Source organism: Ktedonosporobacter rubrisoli (genome assembly GCF_004208415.1).
GTDB classification, from domain to species: domain Bacteria; phylum Chloroflexota; class Ktedonobacteria; order Ktedonobacterales; family Ktedonobacteraceae; genus Ktedonosporobacter; species Ktedonosporobacter rubrisoli.
On record NZ_CP035758.1, the window covers coordinates 3,376,606 to 3,402,318 of the forward strand.

The window sequence follows — 25,713 nt, forward strand, 5'->3', positions numbered from 1 at the left end:
CATGATAAACCCATCCTCCGAGCAAAAGAGGCGAGAGATTGCCAATAAGCGGCGAGCCTTACTGGACATGCGTCTGCGCGACGAAGGCATCAAAGAGTTGGCCAGCCAGAGCATTCGACCCAGAGATCCTCAGACGAGGCCAGTACCTTCTTTTAGTCAGCGGAGCCTATGGTTTCTCAATCAGCTTGAGCCGGAGAGCGGTCTGTATAATATTACTCATGCCTACCGGCTCTCTGGCAAACTCGACATCCTTGTACTACGACGCAGCCTGAACGCAATGCTGCGCCGCCACGAGAGCCTGCGGACCACCTTTGGTATTATCAAAGATGAGGTCATTATTCAGTTGACTGACGCCCAGGAGAGTGAGCTGGAAATCTATGATCTGCGTTCGCTCCCGGAGGTAGAACGGGAAATCAGAGCCAGAGAGATCACCAGACAGCAGGCGCAGCGAGCCTTTAATCTGGCCAGGGGACCGCTTTTACGGACCATGGTTATACTGATCAACAATCAGATGCAGATCCTGATCATCCAAATGCACCATAGCATCTCTGATGCCTGGTCTATGAGTATCTTCTCCAAGGAACTGTCCCAGATCTATACCGCCTGTATGCAAGGGCTGGCATTCTCCTTGCCCGAACTGCCAGTGCAGTATCCCGATTTCGCCCTCTGGCAGCGCTCGCGGCTCCAGGGAGCATATCTTCAGCAACAGATCGACTACTGGAAAAATCAGCTACAGGATAGCCCGGCCTTGCTCCAACTGAGCGGTTCCAAGCCACGGCCAGCCGTGCTAGACCACTGGGGGGCCTGGATCAACTCTACGTTGCCACGCGAGCTGGTGAGGAATCTGAAACTCCTGAGTCAGCGTACCGAATGCACGATGTTTATGATTCTGTTAGCAGCCTTTGCTGTACTGCTGGCCCGCTATAGTGGGCAGGACGATATTGTCATTGGCTCACCTATCGCTGGCCGCACTCTGGCAGAGGAGGAAACACTGATTGGTTTCTTCACCAATACACTGGTCCTGCGCATAAAGCTCCATAGCCAGGACAGTGTTCTGGATCTGTTGCAGCAGGTACGCGAGACAACGCTAGAGGCCTATACACACCAGGATATCCCCTTTGAGAAGCTGGTTGATGCCTTGCAGCCCGAACGCAGGCTGAACTACAATCCGCTCTTTCAGGTTCTGCTGGCTTTCCAGAGCGCACCTGCCTGCGATCTCAGTTTTGCACACCTTCAGGTCGAACCTTACGAAATTGGTCAACAACAAACCCGCTTCGACCTCGCCTGGTACGTCGATGCTCATGAGGAAGATCTCACCATCACAGCCGGGTATAGTCTTGAACTTTTTGATACCGCTCTCATTGAGCAGATGGTACAACACATGGAAACACTGCTCTGGAGCATGGCGACCAACCCTGAACAGCGTTGTGCTGACCTGAAGCTGATTAGCTCAGCAGAAAGCCTGCATCTTCTCAAGGAACGCAATCAGGTCACACGTGTAGAGAGACCGGGCTTGCTGATCCAGCAAATCATAACCCAAATGAGCACTGAGAAGCCGGACCTGCCTGCGCTTGCGATGGGCGAACTGACGCTGACATACGCAGAGTTAAATAGACAGGCTAACCAGCTTGCCCACTATCTGCAAGGCCAGGGAGTCGGTCCAGAGGTGCGGGTCGGGCTTCTGGTCGAGCGCGCCCCGGAGACGATTATAGCGCTGCTCGCCATTTTGAAGGCGGGCGGAGCCTTTCTTCCACTTGACCAAAGTTATCCTCTCAAACGCCTGCAAATGCTGTTGGATGACGCGCAGGTCAGGCTGGTCATCGGTAGAAAAACGCCAGCCTCCTCGCTAGATAGCCAACGGTATGATCTGATCTGTCTGGAAGAAATCAGCGAGATGCTGGCCAGACTGCCGGAAACTGATCCGATAAGTATGGTTGCAGAAGCCAATCTGGCCTATATCATCTATACCTCTGGCTCAACTGGTCGGCCCAAAGGCGTGACAATCGAGCACAGACAAATTATCAGCTACCTTGCCAGTATCCTGGCAAAACTGAGACCCGAGCCAGCGGCTACATTTGCCTTGACCACCACCCTGGCTGCCGACCTGGGCAACACCATTCTGTGGAGTGCTCTCTGCACTGGCGGCTGTCTGCATATACTGACACGTGAGCAGGTCGAAGACCCCATAGCTATGAGTGCCTACCTGCACTGGCATCCTATTGACTATATAAAAATGGTACCCACACACCTGAACGCTCTGCTCTCAATCAGTGAAGCAAGTGTTCCCCTACCACAGCAAGCCTTGATCCTTGGTGGCGAGGCCACAACGAGCGACCTCTTGCAGCGTATTCAGCAACTAGCTCCGGCCTGTTGTATTCTCAACCACTATGGCCCGACTGAGACCACAGTCGGCGTTCTAACCAGACAAGTCGAGGCAAACGAAACCTGTCCATTACCATTGGGGCAGCCACTTAACCATGTACGCATTTATGTGCTGGACCAGCATCTCCAGGCCGTTCCTATAGGGATTGCAGGCGAAATCTATATCGGCGGGGCCGGGGTAGCACGCGGTTACTGGCAAAATCCTGTCAGCAGCGCAGAGCGTTTCCTGCCTGACCCCTTTAGTAATGAAGCAGGCGCACGCATGTACCGCAGTGGCGACATTGCCCTCTATCGTTCCAATGGAGACTTGTATTTTCTGGGTCGGGCTGATTTTCAGGTCAAGATCCATGGATATCGTGTCGAGCTGGCTGAGATCGAAGCACGTTTAAGACAGCATCCGCAGATTAAAGACTGTCTGGTACTAGCCCATGCAGAGACAACAGGGATTTATCAACTGCTGGCTTATATCGTTCCCCAGACAGGTCAGCAACCAGAGGAGCAGGAATTACGCAGTTATAGCACGCAGTACTTGCCAGGCTACATGGTACCGGCCAGTTTTCTCTTCCTGGAAAAAATGCCTCTGACCGCTAATGGCAAAGTGGATCGGCACGCCCTACCCCTGCCTGATCCTGATGGTAACAAGGCGTCAACCAGAAGCTTTGTCGCCCCACGCACAGCGAGCGAACAACAACTTACCACAATCTGGAGCGAGGTTCTGCATAAAGAGCACATCGGTATTCACGACAACTACTTTTCCCTGGGCGGTGACTCCATTTTAAGCATCATGATCATCGCCAGAGCCAGGCGTGCGGGACTGTATCTGACGGCCAAAGATATGCTACAGTTTCAGACTATCGCCGAACTGGCTCCACGGATTAAGAGAGAAATCGTATCAGAGGCCGAACAAGGACTGGTGAACGGTCCGGTGCCGCTGACTCCCATTCAACACTGGCTTTTTGAACAGAACCTGCCAGAAGTGCAGCATCACAACCAGTCCCTCTTTGTACACATCGCCGAGCCGCTCGATAGCGAACTACTGAACATCGCCTTCGAGTACCTGATTACCCATCATGATGCCTTGCGTCTCCATTTTACCAGGAAAAATCAGATCTGGAAGCAAACAGGTGGGGAGCCATCCGAGGCCAGGGTCGCCTTTAGAACCGTCGATCTTGCGCTCATCGATAAGCAAGATCAACGAACTATTATGGAAGAACAGGCCAGGCAGGCCCAACAGAGCCTGAATCTGAGTGGGGGACCACTGATCCAGGCCCGCCTCTTCAAGGCGGGTTCTGCGGAGGATCAATATCTGCTGATTATCATCCACCACCTGATCGTCGATGGAGTCTCCTGGCGTCTGCTGCTGGAAGACCTGCAAAGCATCTACCGGCAACTCAGCCAGCGCCAGGAAGTTCATCTACCTGCAAAAACTACCTCATTTCGCTCGTGGGCCCAACAGCTTGCTGATTACGCCCTGACAGCTCAGGCTGAGCAAGAGGCCGAGTACTGGCTACAAGAGCTGGCTCGTCCCTTTGAGGCATTTCCACTCGACCATCCAAAATGCCCCAACCTGATGAGCACAGAGCGCACCATTACATGCCAGCTCAGTCACGAACAGACTTACCGGCTCTTACAAGATGTACCCGCCCGCTACCGCAGTGGTATGAACGATGGTTTACTGGCTGCGCTTGGCATGGCATATCGAGCCTGGAACGGCCAGAACATTTTGGCCATCACACTGGAAGGACATGGACGAGAAGAGTTGTTCAAACAGGTCGATCTTTCTCGCACGGTGGGCTGGTTTACCAGTCACTTCCCTGTCGTACTGGATCTGGGCGGACTCCAAGAACCGGCAGCAATCATCATGGCGGTCAAAGAACACCTCAATGCTATACCTCACCACGGCATTGGCTTTGGCATATTGCGTTACCTGGGACGGCCAGAGATCCGCGAACGCCTGAAGGCCACGCCAGTTCCAGGCATCAAATTTAACTACCTCGGCCAGTTCGATCAAAGCTTTACCGAGGGGGCGCTTTTTCAGAGAAGCGCTGAAGAAATCACCGGGCCGGATGTCAGCTCACGGGGATCCAGGCCATATATCGTTGAGGTAGACTGTAGCGTTATCAATGGTCAGTTTAACCACAACTGGCGCTATAGCGCCAACCTCCATAATCGAGAGACCATCGAACGGCTGGCCCACTGCTTCCAGCAGGCGCTACAACAAATAAGTACACCTGATGAGCACATGGGCGAGATGCATTTCAGCGCATCAGATTTTCCACTGGCAGATCTGGATGAAGAGCAACTTGGCACGCTGGCCAGTATGATGGCCGATGACAACGAGTAGACCCGCAAGCAAGAACGGAGACTGGCAAACAGGAGGAAGAAGATGAAAATAAAGAATGTTGAGGATATCTACCCCCTCTCTCCCATGCAGGAATTAATGCTTGTCCATACCCTTGCCAATCCCCAAGCACATATGCTCTCCCAGCACCTGCATTATATCCTGCATGGGCAAGTAGACCTTCTCAGGCTCAGAGCCGCCTGGGAACATACCGTGGCACGCCATGCGGTCCTGCGAACCGCTATTATATGGGAGCACATGAAAAAGCCACTACAGATTGTTCGCAGGCAGGTTGAACTGCCCTGGAGGGAAGAAGATTGGCGAGGACTTGCCACACAGATGCAAGACAAACAATTAGAAGCCCTGCAAGCAGAGAATCAGGTGCGAGGCATCGACATCAGTAAAGCACCTCTCATGCGCATTACCGTCATACGCACAGATGAGCAGATCGTCCATCTGATCTGGAACTTCCACCATATCCTGCTGGATGGATGGAGCAGAAATCTCATCTTTCAAGAAATGCTTCAGATCTATTCTGAGCTACAACAGGGAAAAGTGCAGGTGTGGGAGCCTGTACCACCCTATCGGGATTATATCGCCTGGCTAAAGCAGCAAGATATGGAAGCAGCCCGATATTTCTGGCAAGAGATGCTTTCAGGTTTTACCCAACCAACTATTTTGCAGGAGAGCGACGATACGAACCAGCGTATCGAGTCAGCGGAAGGACACCTGAGTGAAGAACTCATCTTGCTAGACCTGCAAACCACCGATAAGCTTGTCGCATTAGTGCGGGAAAATCAGCTCACTATGAATACATTACTACAGGGTATGTGGGCTTTGCTCCTGAGCAAATACAGTGGGCAGAAAGACATCGTTATAGGTATAACCGTCTCTGGACGTTCAGCCGATCTGGCTGGCATTTCCACCATGACCGGGCTTTTCATCAACAACCTTCCACTGCGTATCCAGTTGAGCAACAGTCAACAATGCGTCATGGCGTGGCTCAAAGACATACAAAGCTGGCAGAACCGCATGAGGCTCTACGAATACACACCACTCTCAGCGATTCAGGCATGGAGTGGCATCGACCTCGGCCAACGTCTGTTTGAGACCATGGTCATCTTCGAGAACTATCCCAAGGCCGAGCTGGAAAATGATCCTCATTTGAGCGTACAAGAGATCTCCGGCGGAGCCAGAACTGGCTATCCACTTACCTTAATCGCTGAAGGCGGCCCAATGCTCATCATGGAGGTCTCCTATGAAACCGGACGCTTTAGCCGCGACTTCATCCTCACCCTGCTGGAGCAGCTTCAACATCTGTTGGAGCAGTTCTGCAAGCAGCCGCAGCAGAGCGTGTCCGCGTTGCAGCATCTCTCTGGTATCCAGTGCAACAAACGAGTCCAACTCAAAGAGCAACCGATTGCTCAAATGCCGCAGGAGAATAGCACCGAACAGATCAGGAACAGATCAGGAACACGCTTTGTGGCTCCACGGGACGAAACGGAACAGAGAATGACTGCACTATGGGAAGAAATCCTCAACCAGCGACCCTTAAGCGTTAAAGACAACTTTTTCCGGCTTGGCGGACATTCCTTTATTGCCCTGCAACTCATGGAGCGTATCCGCCAGGAATTTGGCAGGGAACTGGCGCTCTCCACGCTTTTCCAGGGAGCCACAATCGAGAAACTTGCCGCTGCCATACATCATGAGGGCAACCAGGAATCTCCATCGCCACTTGTAGTTCTGCAAGGTCAGGGCCAGAAAATCCCGTTTTTTTGCATCCATCCCAGTGGAGGCAACGTTCTCTGTTACTACGATCTCGCAACGCATCTGGGAACAGAACAGCCATTTTATGCACTTGAAGATCTGAGCCTCTACGAAAAAGAGATCCGCCAGATCTCTATTGAAGAAATGGCCAGCGCCTATATCAAGGTCATCCGCCAGGTTCAACCCGCCGGTCCCTATCTTTTAGGTGGCTGGTCATTTGGTGGGCTGGTCGCCTTTGAAATGGCTCAACAACTCATCCAGCAAAGCAGCTCAACCGCCCTGCTGGCCCTGATCGACAGTCGCCCGCCTCAGGTCAGTATCCGGCTGACAGATGGGAATGAAGTCACCATCCTTGGACGCTTCGCCTATGACGAGGGGCAAAGGAACGGCCTGGAACTGGACATCCCGCTGGCTAACTTGCGTCAGCAGCCCAGGGATGAAGCTCTGCAATACATCCTTACACAGATGAAGCTGGCCGGAATCGTTGGTCCAGAGATTGGCCTCTCATGGGTACATAACTTTGTCAAACGGGCGAAAGCCAAAATCTGGGCCGTTGCTAATTATCAGGCACAGATTTACAAAGGTCACATCACTCTGTTTAGAACGCAAAAGGGCATCCAGCAAGACCTGCAACGGCTGGAACTAGCAGTGGACAAGCAGTATTACGACGAAACGTATGGGTGGAGTAGCCTCTCTAGTCAGCCAGTCACCGTCAAGACGATCGCGGCCACCCATCTGAGCATCGTCATTGAACCTGCTGTTCGGGAGCTGGCACGCCAGCTTCAAACCAGCATTGAAGCTATACAGACGGCGCGTATACAGCGCTAACCAGCCTTTTTTCTCGTAAAGGATCATACAAGAGAAAAAGAGTACAAGAAAGGGATATTCATGAAATAAGAATAGAGCGAATTTGAGCGTATCTATAAAGTAACAGTCATCAATAAGATCAATACTCCATCTGGTTCGCCGAGCGGCCTAACCCTAATGGCTGGCAGGATGCAGGTAAAACCGGCACGAAGGACAACTGCCTGGCCTATATAAAGAAGTCTAGACAGACATGAGGCCATTAAGCTTGCGCCAACGCATGGAAGAAAGGCGTCTCGCGTAAAATCGTGTTCACACCCATCGGCTTTACCGAAGAGAAATGAGTGCGTTAGAGGAGATAAAATGAGTATGCAGGACGAGAAAAAGATGCCAGCCAACCTGACCGGAAGAATAGCGGCTGGCCCGCATACATCGCTCGACGAAGACATCCTGACCCCACAATTTCATTACGACCTGGCGTACCTGCTGCCCTGGTATATACAGATCGAGAAAGTGCTGCTCCTTGAATACAGGCGAATGGATCTGCTCAATCTTGAGGAAGCGCTATCTATCGGCACTATCCTCAACAGCATCAGAAGAGATACTCTCCAGCCTAAGAGAGAGGAGAATATGTCCGATATTGCCTTTGCCATTGAGCGCCAGGTTGAACAATCCCTGTCGCACCTGCCAGGCGCATGGCATGTTGATCGCAGCAGAAACGACTTTCAGGCCTGCGCACAGTTGCTTTCAGGTCGTGAGCAACTTCTGGCCATCATAGATCAGATGGTGAGCTTTGCCTGGGCAGTTCATAGGCGAGCGAGCGCAATGACGGAGATGATCATGCCAGGCTATACCCACTATCAGGCCGCGCAGGTCATCAGTCCTGGCTTCTATCTCACTGCCCTGATCGAAGAGATGCTTGCCTCGACCACTGCCCTGCTTAACATCTACGACGGTCTGAATACCTGCCCTCTGGGCGCAGGCGCGATGGCAGGCCAGCAACTGCCCTGGGACCGGGTACGCATGGCAAGTCTGCTGGGTTTTGACCGACCACAGAGGCATGCCTTGGTCTCGGTCGCCTCGCGGGACTGGCGTACACGTATTGCCGCAGAACTCTCAACTATTGGTGCTACTCTGAGCCGCTTTATCACCGATCTGATCGCCTGGGGCAGTGGACCCTATGCCTTTATTAGTCTGCCTGATGAGTTTTCAGGCATATCCTCGGCCATGCCACAAAAAAAGAATTTTCCCGTCCTTGAACGCTTGAGAGCCAGAACTGCCCACCTGACGGCCTACTACCAGGACTTCATTATGGGTCAGCGCAACACCTCCTATACCAATCTAGTCGAAGTATCAAAAGAGGCTGGAAGCCAGCTCAGCAGTATGTTTACGACTATGGCCTCACTTCTACGCATCTTCACCCTGGTCATCGATCAGATGGAGTTTCAGAGCGAGACCATGCGCCATGCCTGTACCCAGGAATACTTCGGTGGCTTTGCGCTTGCCAACCATCTGACCTTGCAAGCGGGCATCTCCACTCGTCAGGGTCAGGTTGCAGCGGGCAAGTACATCGTACAGGCCATACAGCAAGGCTTCACACCCGGCCAGGGGAGTGCGCACCTCTTACATGCCATCTGCCAGGCTCAGGGATATTCCGCCGATATTGCTTACCATACCTTGCAAGAGCTTTTCGATCCTGAGCACAACCTCCAAGAAAAACACACCTCCGGATCAACTGGGACACAGGCAGTTGAGCAGATGTTGCGCGAACAGACAAACGATCTTCAGCACGTTCAGACAGTTCGGCAAAGCAAACAGTTCCAGATAGAACAGGCATTGCGCGAAATTGATAGACAACTTTCTGGCGAAAAGGAAGTGGAAGACCTATGATCTCAGGCCATTTAACCGCACCAGGGAGAGACACGTCCGGCAGATTGATTGGCACAGGCAAAGCATTTGGCACATTTGGAGAACTGTTGCAAGGTTCACTTGGACCTGAACACAACAATTTTCTGGTTACTTTCCCGATTGATTGCTACTCATACGCCACGTTTATCGCAGAGCCGGACAACACGCGAGTCAGCGTGTGGCCTGACTTTAAATGGAAAGCCCAGACCCTTGCCACTGCTATTCTAAAATACTATCATCTGCAACCGGGGGGCAAACTCAAAATTGTCAGTGAACTGCCCGTGGGCAAAGGTCTGGCTAGTTCCTCAGCCGATCTGGTAGCCACAGCGCGGGCCATCGCCTCATGCTTTCATCTATCCATTCCCCTGGCGTTGCTCGAACAATGGATGCAGCAGATCGAGCCGTCAGATGGCGTGATGTATCCCGGTATTGCCGCCTTTTACCATCAGCAGGTTCGGCTACACACCTTCTTCGGAAATCTGCCCTCACTAACCATTATCGGTTTGGATGAGGGTGGTTCAGTAGATACCATTGCTTTTAATCACTATCCAAAACCATTCACTCAAGAAGAGGTGGCAGAATATAAACGCCTGCTGGAAATGACCGCCATGGCCGTGCGTCAGCAAGATCTGGCCAGCCTGGGATACATAGCGACCCGCAGCGCCCAGTTGAATCAGGCCCTGAATCCCAAAAGAACACTCAAGAATCTGCAAGAAATCTGTCAGAGCATCAGTGGGCTAGGAGTAATCGTGGCCCATAGCGGAACATGCCTGGGCCTTCTGCTCTCTCCGCAATACCCTGCATACCGAGAACAACTCAGACAAGCTTATGATCAAATCTCTGATCTGGCCAGTACCGTACTGGTCTATCATTCGTTATGTTGCGTCAATACTACTTTGAGAGAGCATATCTCTTAAAGGAGAGGAGAGCACTATGCTGTACAAAAACATCATCGAGAGTATAGGCAAAACCCCACTGGTGCAACTGCAATTGGATGGAGGGGCGCAAGGAAATGTCTATGGCAAACTGGAATTGCTCAATCCCTTTGGCATGAAGGACCGGGTAGCCAAGCAGATTATCCTGGATGCCCGCAGAAAAGGCGTGCTCAAAGATGGTGCTCCCATTATCGAAAGTTCATCTGGCACTATGGCCCTCGGCATAGCACTGGTAGGAACGGCTCTTGGCCATAGCGTCCATATCGTTACAGATCCACGGATCGATACCTTGACCCTTACCAAGTTGCGTGCCCTGGGCTGCACAATCCACGTTGTAGATAAAATGACCGACAAGGGCTGGCAGGGAGCACGTCTGGAACGCCTGCATGAATTGATGAATCTCCATTCTGGGGCCTTCTGGCCACGTCAGTATGAGAATCCAGGCAATCCCTATGCTTATACTGACCTGGCCAACGAATTGATCGAGGATCTGGGGCAAGTCGATATCCTTGTGGCCAGTGTGGGTAGTGGAGGCTCCCTGAGCGGAACCGCACGAGCACTACGCCAAAGGCAGCAGAGCCTGCATGTCGTTGCGGTAGATGCCGTGGGCAGCGTTATTTTTGGGCAGCCAGACTCCCCCAAACGTCTGCAAAGCGGCCTGGGAAACAGCCTGGTTCCGAAAAATGTCGCGCATGCCCTGGTCAATGAGGTACACTGGCTCAATGATGCGGAAGCCTTTGCCGCCACGCTGGATCTAGCCCATACCGAAAAGATTTTCGCAGGCAATAGTTCAGGCTCGGTCTACGCCGTAGCTCGCTGGCTCAGCCATACAGTCAAGGCCGGGACTAACATCGTAGCCATCTTCCCCGATCGGGGCGATCGATACCTCAACACCATCTACAACGAGTCCTATCGCATCGACAAAGGGGTCAATCAAGGCCATCTCCCGGCCCAACCAGAGCAGGTCACTCCCGATACAGCTGTGCAGAGCTGGTCCTTTACTCAATTGAAACGTTTGCCGCTTGGCGCTGGCGCACGAGCCTGAGCAGTAAACGATAACTTCCGGGGCTGGATATCTCCCTGGTCAAGACCTATGTGATGAAAGAGGCAGTGACATGTCGCCAAAACTTGTCTTTGTAGAATCGAATACCACAGGCACCGGCCTGCTTGCCTTGAGTAAGGCCAGGGAAATGGGCCTGACGCCTATCTTCCTGACCAACAATCCACAACGTTATCCTGGCTTAGAACAACAACCCTGTCGGGTTATTATTTGCGATACCAATTCCGGTGAGCGCCTCCAGGAGACTATCGATGTACTCGATCCCGACAGTATCTGTGGAATCACCACAACCAGCGAATTTTACCTGGTTAACGTGGCTCAACTGACACAACTGCATGGTCTGCCCGGTAATCCAGCACAGGCAGTAGCTCGTTGCCGCAATAAGGCAGCCATGCGCCACTATCTTGCCGCAGTAGGTATGCAGCAACCGGCTTTTGTTGAGGTACGCAGGTTGAGCGATCTGGACACGGCCATTGAGCAAGTAGGCCTGCCCTGCGTTGCCAAACCAGTCGACGATACTGCCTCAAACGCAGTACGCTTCTGCGCCAGCAGACAAGACGTGGAGGAACAGGTAAGCAGTATACTGTCTCTGACCAGAAATATTCGTGGGCAGCGGACTGCTCAGGCAGCCCTGCTGGAAGCCTTTATTGATGCCGCCGAGTATAGTGTAGAAACCTTTAGCTGGCAGGGCCATACGACCTGCCTGGGCATTACTGAGAAACACCTGACAGCCTTTCCCTACTTTGTAGAAGAGCGCCACTTCTTTCCAGCAGCACTCTCGCCAGCGAGTGAGCAAGAGATGCGCAACACGGTACTGCAAGCACTGGAAGCTCTGGGTATCGCTCATGGACCGGCCCATACAGAGGTCAAACTTACCACGCATGGTTGCCAGATCATCGAGATTAATGCACGTCTGGCTGGTGGAATGATTCCCGAATTGATCCGCTATACCAGCGGGATCGACCTGATAGAGCAGCAGATAAAAGCGGTTACGGGGCATGAACCTGATCTGAACCTCAGAGCGCAAGGATGCGCGGGCATTCAGTTTCTGGTCTCAAGGGAACAGGGCTGGACGAAAAACATTGAGGGACTGAGCGTAGCCAGGGCTGTCAATGGGATTAAGCAGATCACCTTGACCAGCGCTCCCGGGAAGCAGGTCAATCCGCCTCGGAGTGCCTATGACCGCCTGGGATATATTATTGCGCATACCGCCAGCTATGAGCAAACAACTTGTGCCTTACAGACCGCGAGCTCACAAATCCACCTGGCCGTGCGCAACGATAGCGGAAACAGGGTAGTAGAGGAGTTTCATGTATGATCGAACTGCGTAGCGACACATTCACTCTGCCCACAGACAGCATGCGAGCTGCCATTACCCAGGCCGTCCTCGGTGATGATGTCTATGGGGAAGATCCCACTGTGCGTCGGTTAGAAGAGCTGGCCGCGTCCATCTGTGGGAAAGAGAATAGTTGCCTGATGCCCAGCGGCACCATGGCCAACCTGGTCGCCCTGCTAGTTCATTGCCCCAGAGGTTTCAAAGCACTGGTCGGCAACGAATCAGACATCTACATCTATGAAGCAGGTGGAGCTTCGGTGTGCGGAAGCATCATGTACGAACCGATTCCCACACAGCCAGACGGGAGCCTGCTAATCAGCGATCTGGCCGCAGCAATGCCGGAGGAACGAGACGATCCACAGTACGCCTTGCCAGCATTGCTCTGCCTGGAAAACACCCATAATCGCTGTGGTGGCGTTGTTCTCGACCCTACCTACCTGCGCCGGGCCGCGGCCTTTGCCCACGAGCAGCAGATGAACATTCACCTGGACGGAGCCCGAATCTTTCACGCCGCTACCGCCCTGCGCGTCGGTGTAGCTGAGTTGGTTCACGAGATGGACTCGCTCCAGTTCTGCCTCTCAAAAGGGCTTGCTGCACCCATTGGCTCCATGCTGGTAGGTAGCCGGAGCTTTATTGAGCAGGCCCGCCGCATGCGCAAAATGCTTGGGGGAGGCATGAGGCAGGCTGGCATTATTGCGGCGGCAGGCCTTGTTGCCCTGGAACAGATGACAGATCGTCTGGAGGAAGATCATCGCCATGCTCGCCTGTTTGCTGAACGGCTGGCCGAGTGGCCAGAGATAGCCATAACGCTCAAGAATGTCCAGACGAATATCGTCCTGTTCAAGGTCATTCATGAGCGCTTTACCTCTAAAACAGTCATCGAGGCTGCGCATCAGCGTGGCTTGAACTTGAGCGAACTGGGGCATGGCAACATACGAGCCGTATTCCACTATGGTATTACAGAGAAAAATGTCGAGCAAGCACTTGAGATTATCTCAGGGCTACTCCACACTACCAACCAGGGCTGAACTCAAAAAGAGGATAGCAACCATCTCATGTATGCCCACTCAAGGGCCTGCAACCAGAAAAAAGGAGTTAGCATGTTTCACCCCTATAACCCGGCTCCGTTTGCATCCGGGATCTCGCCTCTCCAACGCGACAATACCGCTCCGAGGAGCGGACTATCCAGCATGCAACAGCTTTTCGAAGAACAGAAGGAGCGCAGCCCCCAGGCCCTGGCGGTCTGCGATCAGCAGCAAACCCTGACCTACTGCGAACTTGATGAGCGCGCAACTCGCCTTGCTATATACCTTCGTATGCTGGGCGTGCAAGCGGAAATGCGTATTGGCCTGTGCTTGCCCCGGCAATTAGATTTGCCTGTTGCTCTGCTGGCCATTCTCAAGGCCGGTGGCACCTCGGTTCCGCTTGATCCAGCCTATCCTCAGGAACGGTTCCATTTTCTCCTGGAGGATGCTCAGGTCTCATTCGTGATTACGAACTCACAGATCCTGCAGAACCTTCAATTGAGCGATACGGAGACTTTGCAGTATCTCTGTCTGGATCTGCTCACCGATCTGCCTGGGTTAACCGCCGAGAATCTTGCCCGGCTTGCACCAATCTACCCTGAACAACTTGCTTATGTCATCTATACCTCTGGCTCGACCGGTCAGCCTAAAGGTGCTGCCATTACGCATCGCAGCGCCTTCGCACTCCTCCAATGGTGCCAGCAACGCTTCTCTACCGAGGAACTGGCGGGTACACTGGCCAGCACCTCCATCTGTTTTGACCTTGCGATCTTTGAGTTCTTTGCTCCCTGGAGCGTCGGTGGTTGCGTTCTGCTGGTCGAGAATGCTCTGTTCCTGCCCTACTTGAACACGTCCCAGCCTGTCACGCTTATCAATACGGTCCCTTCAATTCTGCGTGAGCTGTTGCGCCTGGGGCCACTGCCTCAAAGCGTCAAGACTGTGTGTCTGGCCGGTGAGGCCCTTCCCCTGGCACTGGTGCAGCAACTGGCCGAACAGCGACAGATTTCTCGCCTGTACAACTTGTATGGACCCAGTGAAGATACTACCTACTCAACAGAGGCTCTTCTCCCCCTGGATATCCAGAAGGTGACTATTGGTTGCCCCATCACCGGTACCAAGGCATACATACTCAATGAAGAGGGGTCACGTGTAGCCCCAGGCGAGACTGGTGAACTCTATCTCGCTGGCTCAGGACTGGCCCGTGGCTATCTGAATCGACCAGAATTGACAGCTGAACGCTTTGTACCCTGCCCCTGGGAACCGGCTGGTGGACGCATGTATCGCACCGGCGACCTGGTTTGCCAGGAGCCTGATGGCCAGCTTCGCTACCTGGGGCGGAGCGATCAGCAGGTCAAGTTACATGGTTATCGCGTGGAACTTGGCGAGATCGAAACGGTCATTAACCGCATGCCTGGCATCGCTCAGGCTATTGTGATGGTTCGTAATCGCCGCGAAGACGACCAACGTCTGGTTGCTTATATAGTAGCATCAGATACCAACCATGGACCTGATGCCGAGCAACTGCGCACCTGGGTAGGCCAGAGATTACCTGCATATATGGTACCTGCCCTGGTTCATGAACTGACCGCCTTCCCCTTGACACCAAACGGCAAAATCGACCGCAAGCAATTGCCTGAGCCAGATTGGTCTATCCTCCATGAGATACGCAGCCAGGGAACCCCACCCGCAAGCGAGGAAGAACGGCAAATCGCAGCCATCTGGGAAGAGGTTCTGGGCCTGAAGGGCATCTCCCGTGAGGAAAACTTCTTTACCCTGGGCGGCCACTCCCTACTCGTGCTGCAAGTACTGGCGCGACTACAGGAAAGGCTGCATGTCCACGTACCTGTCCGTGTCATTTTTGAACAGGCTACGATCACACAACTCGCGGCCTTTATCTCCGCGACCCGCTCAGACGGTTTTACAGACAGTATACCCTTTGTCAAAGTACCGCAAGACCAGGTTATCCCCGCATCCTCGTCACAGGAACGAGTCTGGTTTATCCAGCAGCTCATTCCTCACAATCAGGCCTACCACTTTCAGGCAACCCTGAGACTGAATGGCAAATTGCATCTGAACGCCCTGGAAGCGAGCCTGAGCGAAATTATCAGTCGTCACGAGATCTTTCGCACTACCTTCCCCAATCAGGGTGGCAAACCCATCCAGGTTGTTCATCAAGCTGAGCCGGTGCATGTGCCTATTATCAATCTGGAGCAGGAACCACAAGAGCAACGCGAAGCTACTCTCAAAGAGCTGATTGCCAGAGAACTCGACCGGGACATGGACATCAATCAACTCCCTCTGATTCGCTGGACCCTTTTCCGCATCAGTGAACGAGACAATCTTCTCCTACACGTCGAGCACCATCTCGTCCATGATGGCTGGTCCTTCAACATCTTTTTACGCGAATTTGTTGCACTTTATACGGCGTCTATCGAAGAGCGCCCCTCGCCTCTGCCAGAGCTTGCCTTCCAGTTTCGTGATTACACCTACTGGCAGCAACAATGGCTGCAGAGCCAGGAAGCTCGCGACCAGATCGCCTATTGGAAAACACAATTAGCCGATAGCCCTCCTGTGCTGGCCATGCCGACAGATCATCCACGTCCCGACGTACCCACATTCACTGGTCGAGTGCCACGTATTGAATTGCCAGTAGAACTCTGCCGCAAATTGCGAGCTTTAAGCCATGAAGCCGGCGTCACGCTGTTCATGACTATGCTCGCGGCTTTCCAGATCCTGCTCTATCGGTACACCAATCAACCGGATCTCTGTGTGGGCACAGCCGTAGCCAACCGCAACCGCAAGGAAACGGAAACGATCATTGGTATGTTTGTCAATAACGTCACGCTGCGCACCCGCATCAATGATCATGAGAGCTTTTTTCAACTGCTCAAGCAGGTAAGAACTGTCACGCTTGACGCCTATGCCAACCAGGATGTCCCCTTTGATAAAGTTGTCGAAGCAGTTCATCCTATACGCGAGTTGCGCTATAATCCCCTTTATCAGGTGATGTTTAGTTTCCACGATTCACCTCTTCCCGATATGCGGGTTCCGGATGTCCATATTACCCTTACCGAAGCGATCAGCAATGGCTCGGCCAAATTTGATCTGGCCATCATTGCCATTCCACGCGCTGAGCAGCGCGTCGGGCAGCACCACACTGAGCATGCAGATGCTGAAGGCATTACTTTACTCTGGGAATACAGCCATGATCTCTTTACCGATAGCAGCATGGAACGTATGATTGACCACTATCAACGTCTCTTAACTGATATCGTTGCTGATCCGACGAAAAGCCTGAGAGACTTCAAGCTGTTATCTGAAGAGGAAACGGCACAGGCCATCACCACCTGGAACAACACCTATCAGCCTCGCCCCCTGGCATTGCCGCTGATTGCGGAACAATTTGCTATGCAGGTCGCCCGAACGCCCGACAATCAAGCCCTGAGCTTTGCTGGTGAGCAAATCACCTATTATGAACTTGATTGCCGGGCTAACCAGCTAGGGCATCATCTGCGCTCTCTGGGAGTGGGTCCAAATACGGTGGTGGGTGTTTACCTTGAACCATCGCTCGAAATGATTGTGGCCGTGCTTGGGTTGCTCAAAGCCGGTGGGGTTCTGCTGCCAGTCGATAGCAGCCTGCCCCTCGCTCAGATAGTCTACCTGCTCCAGGACACGGGGGCGAGGACCATCCTCTCGCATACCCAGAACAGAGCAGTGCTCCAGGCGCTAGCACAGGAATTACCGCAGCAACTAAGCAATCTGGTCCTGCTCGATCAGTCAGAGGAGACGTTCGATCTACCCGCCGAACTTCAGGTCTGGACAAGGAATGATACCAAAGGCTTTCCTGACACGTCCTGCCCATTGACAGTTAAAGGAACTGACCTGGCCTATATCATCTATACCTCTGGCTCAACTGGTAGGCCAAAAGGTGTGGCGATTACACAGCGCAACATTGCGGAGTACTTCGACGCTGCCCTGGATCACTATGCGCCTCAGCCCGATGATCGCGTCATTCAAAATCATCGGCTGAGTTTTGATTTCTCCATCTGGGAAATCTTTGGACCATTGTTGAGAGGTGCCAGTCTATACCTGGTTCCACGCCAGGTTTCACGCGACATTGGAGCGCTTACCCAGCTTATCAGCGAACAGCAGATCACCATTTTAAATATGACGCCCTCGCAGTTTACAACCTTGCTTGAGTACGTTCTGTTGCTTCAGCCCACGGCCTTACAGTCCCTGCGCCTGATCGTCATGGGAGGAGAGACCTTCCCTTTGGCTCTGGCCAGAAAAGCGCTAAATATCCTACCAGAAAACTGCAAGCTCTACAATGATTATGGACCAACAGAAGCAACCATTGGTTGCACCGCCTTCCACGTCACACAGGCCAATCTGGAGAAGTACAGCAATCTAGCCAGCGTGCCTATTGGCAAGCCAATGAACAACATGCAACTGTATGTGCTGGACAACGCCATGAACCCGGTACCAGTCAACGTAGCAGGAGAACTGTACATTGGAGGTGTCTGCATTGGATCGGGCTACCTCAATCGGCCAGAATTGACCGCAGCATGCTTTGTGGTCGATCCCTACGGTCAGGAGGCGGGAACAAGGCTCTACAAAACGGGTGATCTGGCTCGCTATCTACCCGATGGGGCGATAGAGTTACTAGGACGTATCGACGATCAGATCAAATTTCGCGGCTTCCGCATCGAACTTGGAGAGATCGAGGCGGTATTGAGAGAGCATCCCCAGGTGCAGGAGGCGGTGGTCATCCTGCATAAACGGGCAGAGAATGACCAGCAGATAATCGCCTATATTCACATGGGAAGCGGGCAAACTGCCTCTTTGAACGAGCTGCGCACCCATCTGAAAGCCAGGCTGCCAGAGTATATGATCCCGTCTACTTTTATCTTCATTGAGCAGATGCCCTTGAACACGAATGGCAAAATTGACCGCAAGGCTCTGCCAGAACCGGATCAGACTGCTAGAATGTCGGCAGAGGTGCAGTATATCGCGCCACGCAATCAGATTGAGGAGACAGTAGCCATGATCTGGGCGGACATTCTCAATGTCAACCCCATCAGTACCCAGGCCAACTTCTTTGAGTTGGGGGGCCATTCCCTGCTTGCGACCCAGGTTGTATCCCGACTTCTGGAGGCGTTCCACATACTCATCCCAATACGGAGTATCTTTGAAAAGCCCACTATCGCCCAACTCTCTGCGGAGATTGGCGATACGCTCATCGAGCAGGCTGACAACGACACTCTAGAGAAACTCCTTATCGAATTGGAGTCATAAGCCGCATGAACGCTCCAACCAGAGTAGCCTGTCTGCATGCCTGGCCCAGTGTTATGCAAACTGTCATGAAGCGCAAAGTAACTTGCATCTCGGGCTTACATGGAAAAAACGAACAAACCGCCGTTGTTGTGAAGGCGATACGGCACACTCTCAAACAGAGACTGCATAGATGCTCACGTAAACTTAAACAAATGAACGCGGCTGAACCACCTGGCCAAAAGCGCGATCATAGTCCTACCATCGAGGTACTTGCGACAGCTTAATAGAAATGGGCGAGATATGGGTAAAGTAACATCTTACAAGGTAACAGGCAAAGATGAATCAGCTAAAAGCGTAAAAAGCTTTGAAGATCTCAGAGCGATAGGAAATACAGAACGTGTTGAAATGGAATACGCCTATGGGCCTGATCTTTTACCAGCAAACCCATGGTCAAATAGCGGTATGTGGCGCTATCTTGCGCTGTTACCAACTCAGGATGAAATTTTGTATCCGCTGGCAGTCGGAGGAACTCCCCTACTCGCTCCGCTGCCGCTACGACAACTTGCAGGTCTACCAGGATTATGGTTGAAGGATGAGACACGCTCTCCAACTGGCTCGAATAAGGATCGGGCCACAGCTCTGAGCCTGGAATATGCTCTCCATAATAAGATTCAGACCATCAGTTGCGCTTCAACAGGGAATGTTGCCTTATCTTTGGCAGTGGGGGCTGCTGCCTGTGGACTTAAAGCTGTTATCTTTGTTCCCGCTAGTATCCTGGATAGTAAGTTGCAGTATATGCGCGTGACTGGTGCTACGATTTTCAAAGTAAAAGAGGGCTACGAAGCAGCGGTTCGCCTCTCCAGAGAGGCTGCACATGCCTTTGGCTGGTACGATCGCAATACTGGCTATAATCCTCTTACGCTGGAAGCAAAAAAGACGGTGGCCTTTGAGATCTGGGAACAGATGGGGCATCAGGTTCCCGATAGCGTTGTAGTGCCGGTCGGCGACGGAGTGACATTAAACGGCCTTGCCAAGGGTTTCCGAGAGCTAATGTTTTGTGGAGCGACCACAAAATTGCCGCGCATTATTGGAGTGCAAGCAGAAAACTGCCAACCATTAAAAAGAATGTGGGAAGGTCACTCCGTATTCCCCTGCGACCATAAGTCAACTATTGCTGATGGTATTGCTGTAGAAGCTCCTATTAACGCAGGTATGGCTTTACGAGACATCCGTGAAAGTAGGGGAGGTTTTGTGGCAGTTTCTGAAGAGGCTTTGCTTAATGCTATCGCCCTCCTTGCTACTACGAGTGGCATTTTAGCCGAGCCAGCAGGTGCGGCAGCCCTGGCCGGGATCCGCCCGGCTGTTGAACAGGGCCTTTTAAAGGTGCATGAAACGTTTGTGGTGCTGGTAACAGGATCTGGCTTCAAAACACCGCAATATTTGCGCCCGCCAACTCACTCACCAGTCTATGAGATACTTGCTGATATCAATGAACTCAAGCAGATCCGAGCACACTCCAATTGCAAATGAGCATTCCCCATTTGGTAGCGTCAGAAAGGTGAGATAGACGAGACGCTATCAAATGGGGGAATGAAGATGTCCAGGGAACAAAAAATCTACACGAAAGAGTTTAAGATCGAAGCTGTCCGACGAGCAGAGGCCAGCGGCAAGCCGATCGTCGAGATCGCACGGGAGTTGGGAGTCTCTGAGAGCACGATTCATAATTGGCGCAAACAATTTCCCCAACACAGTGAGCAGGCGTTTGCGGGCAGTGGTCATCAAACACCAGAGGCCGAAGAGCTGCGCCGCCTCAAACGAGAGCTGGAAGTCGTGAAGCAAGAGCGTGGCATTGTAAAAAAAGCTCTTCATATATTTTCACGACACGAGCGATGAAATTTCAGTGTATCGAGATCAAGAATATGCAGTGAAAACGAGGTGTCAGGCGCTTTCTGTCTCTGAATGGAGGCAAGCAAGTAATCCATTACTGGATTTGAGCCTTTTTCCCTACTCGGGATCGATCCAGAATTCACAGAAATAGCGTCGCAAGTAATTCCCTGCTGGAAATCAGGCCGATGCCTCCTCTTTTTGCAGAAAAACACTGATTGAGCTTCACTTTTTCTTTCCTTCTCTTTCCAGTATTTCTCTCGCAAGGAATTCATTGCTGGAAAACTGCTTTTGCCCAATCATACCTCTTGACAAAAGAAAAACTCTTTTGCAGAGTTGGGATATCAACACACACATTCCACTCATACAAAGGAGTTTCCTGCTATGATACCCTCTTCGGCTCACTTTGACCAGTCCACTCTTGCCCTTTTGCTTTCTCATGATCTCTTGGTCCAGTAGTATCGTGCCTTCTTCTCGCACCTCGATTGGTCCCTCGTCGAGCAGTGGCACGCCCAGCGTTCTTCTAGGGGTCGGCCTGCCCATCCTGAAAGCGCCTATCTCAAGGCCTTCCTCATTCGTATCCGCGAAGGCCTCAGTTCTACCAGCCAGCTGCGTCGCTTCCTGCTGGCCCATCCCCTCCTCGTCCTCGATCTTGGTTTTCACCTCGTGCTTGACCCCCTCCAACTCTACGGCTTCGACTGTCACCAAACCTTGCCGTGCGAGTTCTGGTTTCGTCAGAAACTGCGCTGCTTTGATCCCTCCTTGCTCCAAGCCCTGCTCCAGGCCACCGCCGCGCTCTCAAGCATGAGATCCCTGGACTCGGTGAGGTCGTCGCTTTTGACGTGAAGCATATTTACGCATGGGGAAAAGAAAACAATCCACGAGCCTCTGTTAAGGAACGCTACGACAAAACCAAAGTGTTGGCAGGTGATCCTGACTGCAAACTCGGCGTCAAACGCTCGACCAACCGAGAGCAACCAGATGGTTCGACCAAAGAAAAGAAAGAGATGCTTTGGGGATACGGCTCTGGCGTCGCTGCTGCTACTACTCCTGACTATGGTGATGTTGTCTTGGCTGAACACACCCTTCCTTTCGATGAAGGCGATGTGCGTTATTTCCAGCCTCTGTATCAACACATTCCCAACCCATATCACTGCTGATGCTGCTTATGATGCCTGGTATGTCTATGAGCAGGTAGCCCGCCATGGCGGCATTGCTGCTGTTCCCCTCAATGCACATTCCTCCCATCTCAGCCCTCGTGCTAGTGATGGCGTTCCTCTCTGCGCTCAAGGCTTGCGGATGGTTCCTCTCTTCCAGTTTGCTCATCCTTCTGGCTATCGTGCCAACACTTCCAATGCCCTCTGCTCTTTCCTGCTCTCACCGGTGAGACCTGTGACCATCCACAATTTCTCAAAGGGAAGGGCTGTGTCAAAGATCTCAATTGGGAGTGAGGAGGACTCCAGCGCGTGCTCTTGGATCGAGGCGCCCCGCTTTACACAGCCATTTACTCTCAACGCACCAGTTGTGAACGCATCAACAGCCAAGCCAAAGAACTCGGCATCGAACGTCCGAAAGTGCGCAATCGCCGCTCTGTTGCTCACCTTAACACGTTGATCTCTGTGATTAGTAACGTACGAGCTCTCAATCGAGCCAAATCCATCAATAGGAGACTTCTACTTATGAATTAGTTGCACCCCTCCTCCGATTAGGTCCCGCGGAAGAGCGATGCTCCTAATTACTTACATGATCCCAATTGAGTACAAGTTCCTCAGTTCCCACTTTCAGTGCCCTCAGTCTTTCAGTATCCTCAGTAGAGAGATGCACCGATGCGTTGAGCCGCAATCCAGAGGGTTTCTTGCACAGCATCTTCAACATCCTCAGGAGTCGCGCAGAACTTGCGCGCAAAGCGAGTCACAGATGGATGATACTTGCCCAGCAGTTGTTCTATCGCTGCGGGATCACCGTCTACTGCATCGGGTATCAGTTGGGCGTCAGGTACTGAGTTCATGATGGACGCTGGCTTGACATGAGCTTGCGTCCAACCAGAGCACAGGCAGGGCACCATCCGAAGAAGCCGGTCGCAGCCACGAAGAGGGCTGAGACAAGCAATACCAGGGCGAGCAGCACTGCCCATGCCCCATGCATGAGCTGAAGATACACCCACCCAGCACACACCGCCAGGCCACTGCCTACCAGGACGCGTACTATCCGCTCGAAAGTGGGGACATTTTTCACATAGACCATGTTGATCCTCCTTTGTACCTCTGAACGTTCTCTTGATTCAGATCGTTCTCTCTCTAGTAAGAGACCAAAAAAGGGTGAAAGGATTCATCTCCTGGAGATTTCTCTGAAAATCTCTCTGACAAGTACAGCTTCAGTTGTAAGAAAAGGCCACAGGAAGTCTGCGGAGTCCTGATCGAAGCCGGGCTCCTCGTTTCCATGTCCCATGACCAGATGTGGTGAGTGGAGATGAGGGTTATTTCTCCAGACGCCCGATGATGATCCGTTGGAAAGGGGGCTCCTCAGGAGAGTATGCAATCATTCCTCAGTTTACGCCATCTTCACGCAAGTTAATTGTCAGTTGACCCACTAGTACAATTGTCTGAGGTAGTACGCTGGAGCTTGTTGATGACTCAGCAGCGCCTCATATACTTGCGAACGGGATCTGGGACGATGGAAGCCCCAAATCCATGCAAGAGAGCGAAGCACCAGCTATGAATAATATGCAGATCAGCGGGAATGGAAGTCAGATAACCGGACCTTTCACGACAGCTGGTACGGATCACGTGTATTGTTCAGTTCATCCGGGAATGAAGCTGACCGTCATTGTGCAGCATGAGAGCAAAAAGCAGAGAGAGATCGCTTGCCCTCTGCTTTTTGCCATAGTTGTGAGAATCCGGCGCTTATTTGTTGGTCATTTGTGATTTCGAGATACTATACTGTTCGCCAAGGATTCCGTTAAGCGGTGGTCTCCTTAAGCTCTTTATTCACCATCTCTGGTTCACTGACTATCCGGCGGAAGAACAGCGCAGCCTCTTCTTGAACAACATCGCGAAAGCTCTTTGACAGATCAAATCCATGGGATTGCCCGCTGTAAAGGTGCAGATCGCACTGAACGCCAGCAGCCAGCAGCGCCTGATGGAAACGCACGGTTGGCGGATAGGGTACGTGGATATCGGAGGTTCCGTGCAGCAAAAGAGTTGGCGGAAACGCAGGCGAGATATATGAGAAAGGACTGACCTGCTGCATAGCCTCTGCCGTTGCGTTCAGCCCAAGCAGCGGCCAGGACGGAAAGCCCTCCTGATTGAGCTTATGTTGTTCCCACGCCGCCTCGTCGGCGGGCGGATAGTGATTGCCGAAAATTGCTTCTTCTGGATCGCGAAAGAATACCAGCGCCGGATAGACTGCCATGGCCGCCGCCACACGAGTAGAAACGCCAGCGCAGCCACCCTTGCCCTCAAATTCAGACTGATCGGGTGTTCCAGCCGCGATCAGGGACAGGTGTCCGCCAGAACTATATCCCTGCAAGACGATACGCTCAGGGTCGATGCCTAGTTCCTCAGCATGAGAGCGTGCCCAACGAATGGCTGCCTTCACATCGTGCAGCGGAGCAGGCCAAGGTGCTTCTTGAACGAAGCGATATTCGACGGTACAACAGGTAAAGCCAAGGCTGCTTAGTTTCTCCGCATGAGGGCGTAGCATATGGCGGCTATTCCGGCGCCAGCCTCCTCCATGAACTAGTAGCACAGCCGTTCGCTGGTTCTTGTGCGGATCAGGAGGAAAAATATCGAGTCTCAGTTCGCGGTCATTGCCTAGACCATACACGACATCAGCGTGAAAAGCCATTATTCTGCCTCTTTCTGAAAAGCGATACTTCTTAAAACAGAACATATACTTTCCTTATTCCATCTGAGTGGTACCAAAATCTCCATGACGCTCCTTCTGATCCGCTTTCATCCCAAGCTTTTCTTTCAATCCGTCACAATCCGAGCCTTGTTCAGAGCCTGTCTAAAGCCTGTGGCTATCAGGAAAACCCCAGCCGCCTTCAGCAACAGCTCTGGGAGAATCCCATGTTTGCGGCGAGGAGATAACCACTCAGGCCTCTGGTTCCCAGGAGATGGGATTAGCCCGATGAGCAAGATCTTGAAAGGATTGCTCATTGCAGCAAAAAATTTTCGCTCCAGCACCTTGAAAACAAAAGCTTCTATTACCGTCCATACAAGATCAGGAGACCGAAAATATCGAAACCGATAAGCATGCATATCAAGGCGAGGCCACAGTAAATAAGCCATTTCCTCCATCTTTGTTGAATTAGGAGGATCTGGCTCGATGTTTCTTGCGGAAGAACAGTCGCATTGCCATTGAGAGGTGGGTATTGCTCATCAAAGAACATGTTCAATGCACTGCGGGTTTGCAGCAGTGACGGCAGCAAATGTGCAAGACTGTACAATTGATTACATTGAGCTCTGAGGCGTTCGCTCAAAGCATTTGAAAATGCTGCATGAAGTTCATCTTCACAAAGGAAGGAAAAAATAGATGAGGCTACCGGTATTAGCTGAGTAGCATAGGGACTTTCTGTTTGTAATGTATCGCCATGTTCTGCTCGCTCTAATTGTTCTGTGCATGAAGCTTTTTCCAACTGAAGTATCATTTAACTTAATTTGTGCGCGTTTATCCCAGATAACTTGCCAACGACTGGCTTGAGAAGCACGTTAAGACGAGAATTGAGCAAAGTTTCTCTCACATAACATGGCGTAGCACCTTAGCTCATCTACTAAGACAAGGTTTTGGATCGATGAAATGTCTGATTTCTCTCAGAATGTGTATGACTCCCATGATACTCGGAGGGAGCACCCCTTTTGGATGCGTTCTATTGATCTGGCAAAAAGAGAAAAAGATGAAGGGAGAGCAAGATGCGTGGCTGCGCTTGGAGAGACGATAGAGTGGTGAGATGATAGAGGAGGAAGAAACAGCGTTTTTTAGAAGAGTCACCAACC

At 52.1% G+C, this 25,713-nt stretch carries 18 protein-coding genes and 1 pseudogene; 13 read left to right on the plus strand and 6 right to left on the minus strand.

Translation table 11 applies throughout. From position 1 onward, the window contains the following. The first annotated feature begins 1 nt into the window (after position 1). From EPA93_RS15120 to EPA93_RS15170, 11 genes and pseudogenes are all read left to right on the plus strand, one after another. On the plus strand, positions 2-4,726 hold the full coding sequence (locus tag EPA93_RS15120) for a non-ribosomal peptide synthetase (RefSeq protein WP_129888316.1): 4,725 nt from the start codon (positions 2-4) through the stop codon (positions 4,724-4,726). A gap of 42 nt (positions 4,727-4,768) precedes the next feature. Beyond that, the gene (locus EPA93_RS15125) at positions 4,769-7,318 is read left to right on the plus strand and encodes a condensation domain-containing protein (RefSeq protein ID WP_129888317.1); all 2,550 of its coding nucleotides are present in this window, start codon (positions 4,769-4,771) and stop codon (positions 7,316-7,318) included. Between the two features lie 128 nt (positions 7,319-7,446). After that, positions 7,447-7,551 (plus strand): MbtH family NRPS accessory protein, encoded by a 105-nt coding sequence (locus EPA93_RS50940; RefSeq protein ID WP_422877889.1) that lies wholly within the window; start codon positions 7,447-7,449, stop codon positions 7,549-7,551. Between the two features lie 106 nt (positions 7,552-7,657). Next, positions 7,658-9,184: an argininosuccinate lyase gene (locus EPA93_RS15135; protein ID WP_207229556.1), complete on the plus strand. Its 1,527-nt coding sequence runs from the start codon at positions 7,658-7,660 to the stop codon at positions 9,182-9,184. After that, entirely contained in the window at positions 9,181-10,119 is a 939-nt protein-coding gene (locus tag EPA93_RS15140; protein ID WP_129888318.1) for a GHMP family kinase ATP-binding protein, read from the plus strand. The genes EPA93_RS15135 and EPA93_RS15140 overlap by 4 nt, the downstream gene beginning before the upstream one ends. Positions 10,120-10,135: 16 nt before the next feature. Further along, the gene (locus EPA93_RS15145; protein WP_129888319.1) at positions 10,136-11,182 is read left to right on the plus strand and encodes a PLP-dependent cysteine synthase family protein; all 1,047 of its coding nucleotides are present in this window, start codon (positions 10,136-10,138) and stop codon (positions 11,180-11,182) included. A 70-nt stretch (positions 11,183-11,252) separates the two neighbouring features. Further along, positions 11,253-12,515: an ATP-grasp domain-containing protein gene (locus EPA93_RS15150; RefSeq protein WP_129888320.1), complete on the plus strand. Its 1,263-nt coding sequence runs from the start codon at positions 11,253-11,255 to the stop codon at positions 12,513-12,515. Continuing rightward, complete coding sequence (locus tag EPA93_RS15155) at positions 12,512-13,561, plus strand: GntG family PLP-dependent aldolase (protein ID WP_129888321.1); 1,050 nt, start codon at positions 12,512-12,514, stop codon at positions 13,559-13,561. Before EPA93_RS15150 ends, EPA93_RS15155 begins: the two co-directional genes overlap by 4 nt. A gap of 72 nt (positions 13,562-13,633) precedes the next feature. Next, a complete protein-coding gene (locus EPA93_RS15160) occupies positions 13,634-18,853 on the plus strand; it encodes a non-ribosomal peptide synthetase (protein WP_165423128.1) in 5,220 nt (1,739 codons plus the stop codon). A gap of 279 nt (positions 18,854-19,132) precedes the next feature. Next, positions 19,133-20,362, plus strand: coding sequence for a threonine synthase (locus EPA93_RS15165; RefSeq protein ID WP_129888323.1), 1,230 nt, complete (start codon positions 19,133-19,135; stop codon positions 20,360-20,362). A 66-nt stretch (positions 20,363-20,428) separates the two neighbouring features. After that, positions 20,429-20,710: pseudogene (locus tag EPA93_RS15170) on the plus strand (transposase); the annotation flags it as partial. A gap of 231 nt (positions 20,711-20,941) precedes the next feature. Here EPA93_RS15170 and EPA93_RS49745 read toward each other — a convergent pair. Continuing rightward, the gene (locus EPA93_RS49745) at positions 20,942-21,421 is read right to left on the minus strand and encodes a hypothetical protein (RefSeq protein WP_242527410.1); all 480 of its coding nucleotides are present in this window, start codon (positions 21,419-21,421) and stop codon (positions 20,942-20,944) included. A gap of 137 nt (positions 21,422-21,558) precedes the next feature. Between EPA93_RS49745 and EPA93_RS49750 the strand changes: the two genes are divergently transcribed. Beyond that, entirely contained in the window at positions 21,559-21,876 is a 318-nt protein-coding gene (locus EPA93_RS49750; protein ID WP_242527411.1) for a hypothetical protein, read from the plus strand. 174 nt (positions 21,877-22,050) lie between these two features. On the opposite strand, the gene EPA93_RS49755 is transcribed toward EPA93_RS49750, so the two are convergent. From EPA93_RS49755 to EPA93_RS15185, 3 genes are all read right to left on the minus strand, one after another. Continuing rightward, complete coding sequence (locus EPA93_RS49755; protein ID WP_242527412.1) at positions 22,051-22,317, minus strand: hypothetical protein; 267 nt, start codon at positions 22,315-22,317, stop codon at positions 22,051-22,053. Positions 22,318-22,523: 206 nt separating this feature from the next. Continuing rightward, positions 22,524-22,724, minus strand: coding sequence for an RNA polymerase sigma factor (locus EPA93_RS15180; protein ID WP_129888325.1), 201 nt, complete (start codon positions 22,722-22,724; stop codon positions 22,524-22,526). Further along, positions 22,721-22,960, minus strand: a complete 240-nt coding sequence (locus tag EPA93_RS15185) for a YgaP family membrane protein (RefSeq protein WP_129888326.1) — start codon at positions 22,958-22,960, stop codon at positions 22,721-22,723. The genes EPA93_RS15180 and EPA93_RS15185 overlap by 4 nt, the downstream gene beginning before the upstream one ends. A gap of 371 nt (positions 22,961-23,331) precedes the next feature. Between EPA93_RS15185 and EPA93_RS15190 the strand changes: the two genes are divergently transcribed. Next, entirely contained in the window at positions 23,332-23,640 is a 309-nt protein-coding gene (locus EPA93_RS15190) for a cupredoxin domain-containing protein (RefSeq protein ID WP_340689246.1), read from the plus strand. A 34-nt stretch (positions 23,641-23,674) separates the two neighbouring features. Here the strand turns inward: EPA93_RS15190 and EPA93_RS15195 are convergent, their stop codons facing one another. Further along, the gene (locus EPA93_RS15195) at positions 23,675-24,562 is read right to left on the minus strand and encodes an alpha/beta hydrolase (protein WP_165423130.1); all 888 of its coding nucleotides are present in this window, start codon (positions 24,560-24,562) and stop codon (positions 23,675-23,677) included. A gap of 361 nt (positions 24,563-24,923) precedes the next feature. Continuing rightward, entirely contained in the window at positions 24,924-25,355 is a 432-nt protein-coding gene (locus EPA93_RS15200; protein ID WP_129888329.1) for a hypothetical protein, read from the minus strand. Positions 25,356-25,713: the final 358 nt, after the last annotated feature.

Bases quoted from the DNA above. Each gene is read 5' to 3' on its own strand.
- EPA93_RS15120 (WP_129888316.1), top strand. From the start codon at position 2: ATGATAAACCCATCCTCCGAGCAAAAGAGGCGAGAGATTGCCAATAAG.
- EPA93_RS15125 (WP_129888317.1), top strand. From the start codon at position 4,769: ATGAAAATAAAGAATGTTGAGGATATCTACCCCCTCTCTCCCATGCAG.
- EPA93_RS15135 (WP_207229556.1), top strand. From the start codon at position 7,658: ATGAGTATGCAGGACGAGAAAAAGATGCCAGCCAACCTGACCGGAAGA.
- EPA93_RS15140 (WP_129888318.1), top strand. From the start codon at position 9,181: ATGATCTCAGGCCATTTAACCGCACCAGGGAGAGACACGTCCGGCAGA.
- EPA93_RS15145 (WP_129888319.1), top strand. From the start codon at position 10,136: ATGCTGTACAAAAACATCATCGAGAGTATAGGCAAAACCCCACTGGTG.
- EPA93_RS15150 (WP_129888320.1), top strand. From the start codon at position 11,253: ATGTCGCCAAAACTTGTCTTTGTAGAATCGAATACCACAGGCACCGGC.
- EPA93_RS15155 (WP_129888321.1), top strand. From the start codon at position 12,512: ATGATCGAACTGCGTAGCGACACATTCACTCTGCCCACAGACAGCATG.
- EPA93_RS15160 (WP_165423128.1), top strand. From the start codon at position 13,634: ATGTTTCACCCCTATAACCCGGCTCCGTTTGCATCCGGGATCTCGCCT.
- EPA93_RS15165 (WP_129888323.1), top strand. From the start codon at position 19,133: ATGGGTAAAGTAACATCTTACAAGGTAACAGGCAAAGATGAATCAGCT.
- EPA93_RS15180 (WP_129888325.1), bottom strand. From the start codon at position 22,724: ATGAACTCAGTACCTGACGCCCAACTGATACCCGATGCAGTAGACGGT.
- EPA93_RS15185 (WP_129888326.1), bottom strand. From the start codon at position 22,960: ATGGTCTATGTGAAAAATGTCCCCACTTTCGAGCGGATAGTACGCGTC.
- EPA93_RS15195 (WP_165423130.1), bottom strand. From the start codon at position 24,562: ATGGCTTTTCACGCTGATGTCGTGTATGGTCTAGGCAATGACCGCGAA.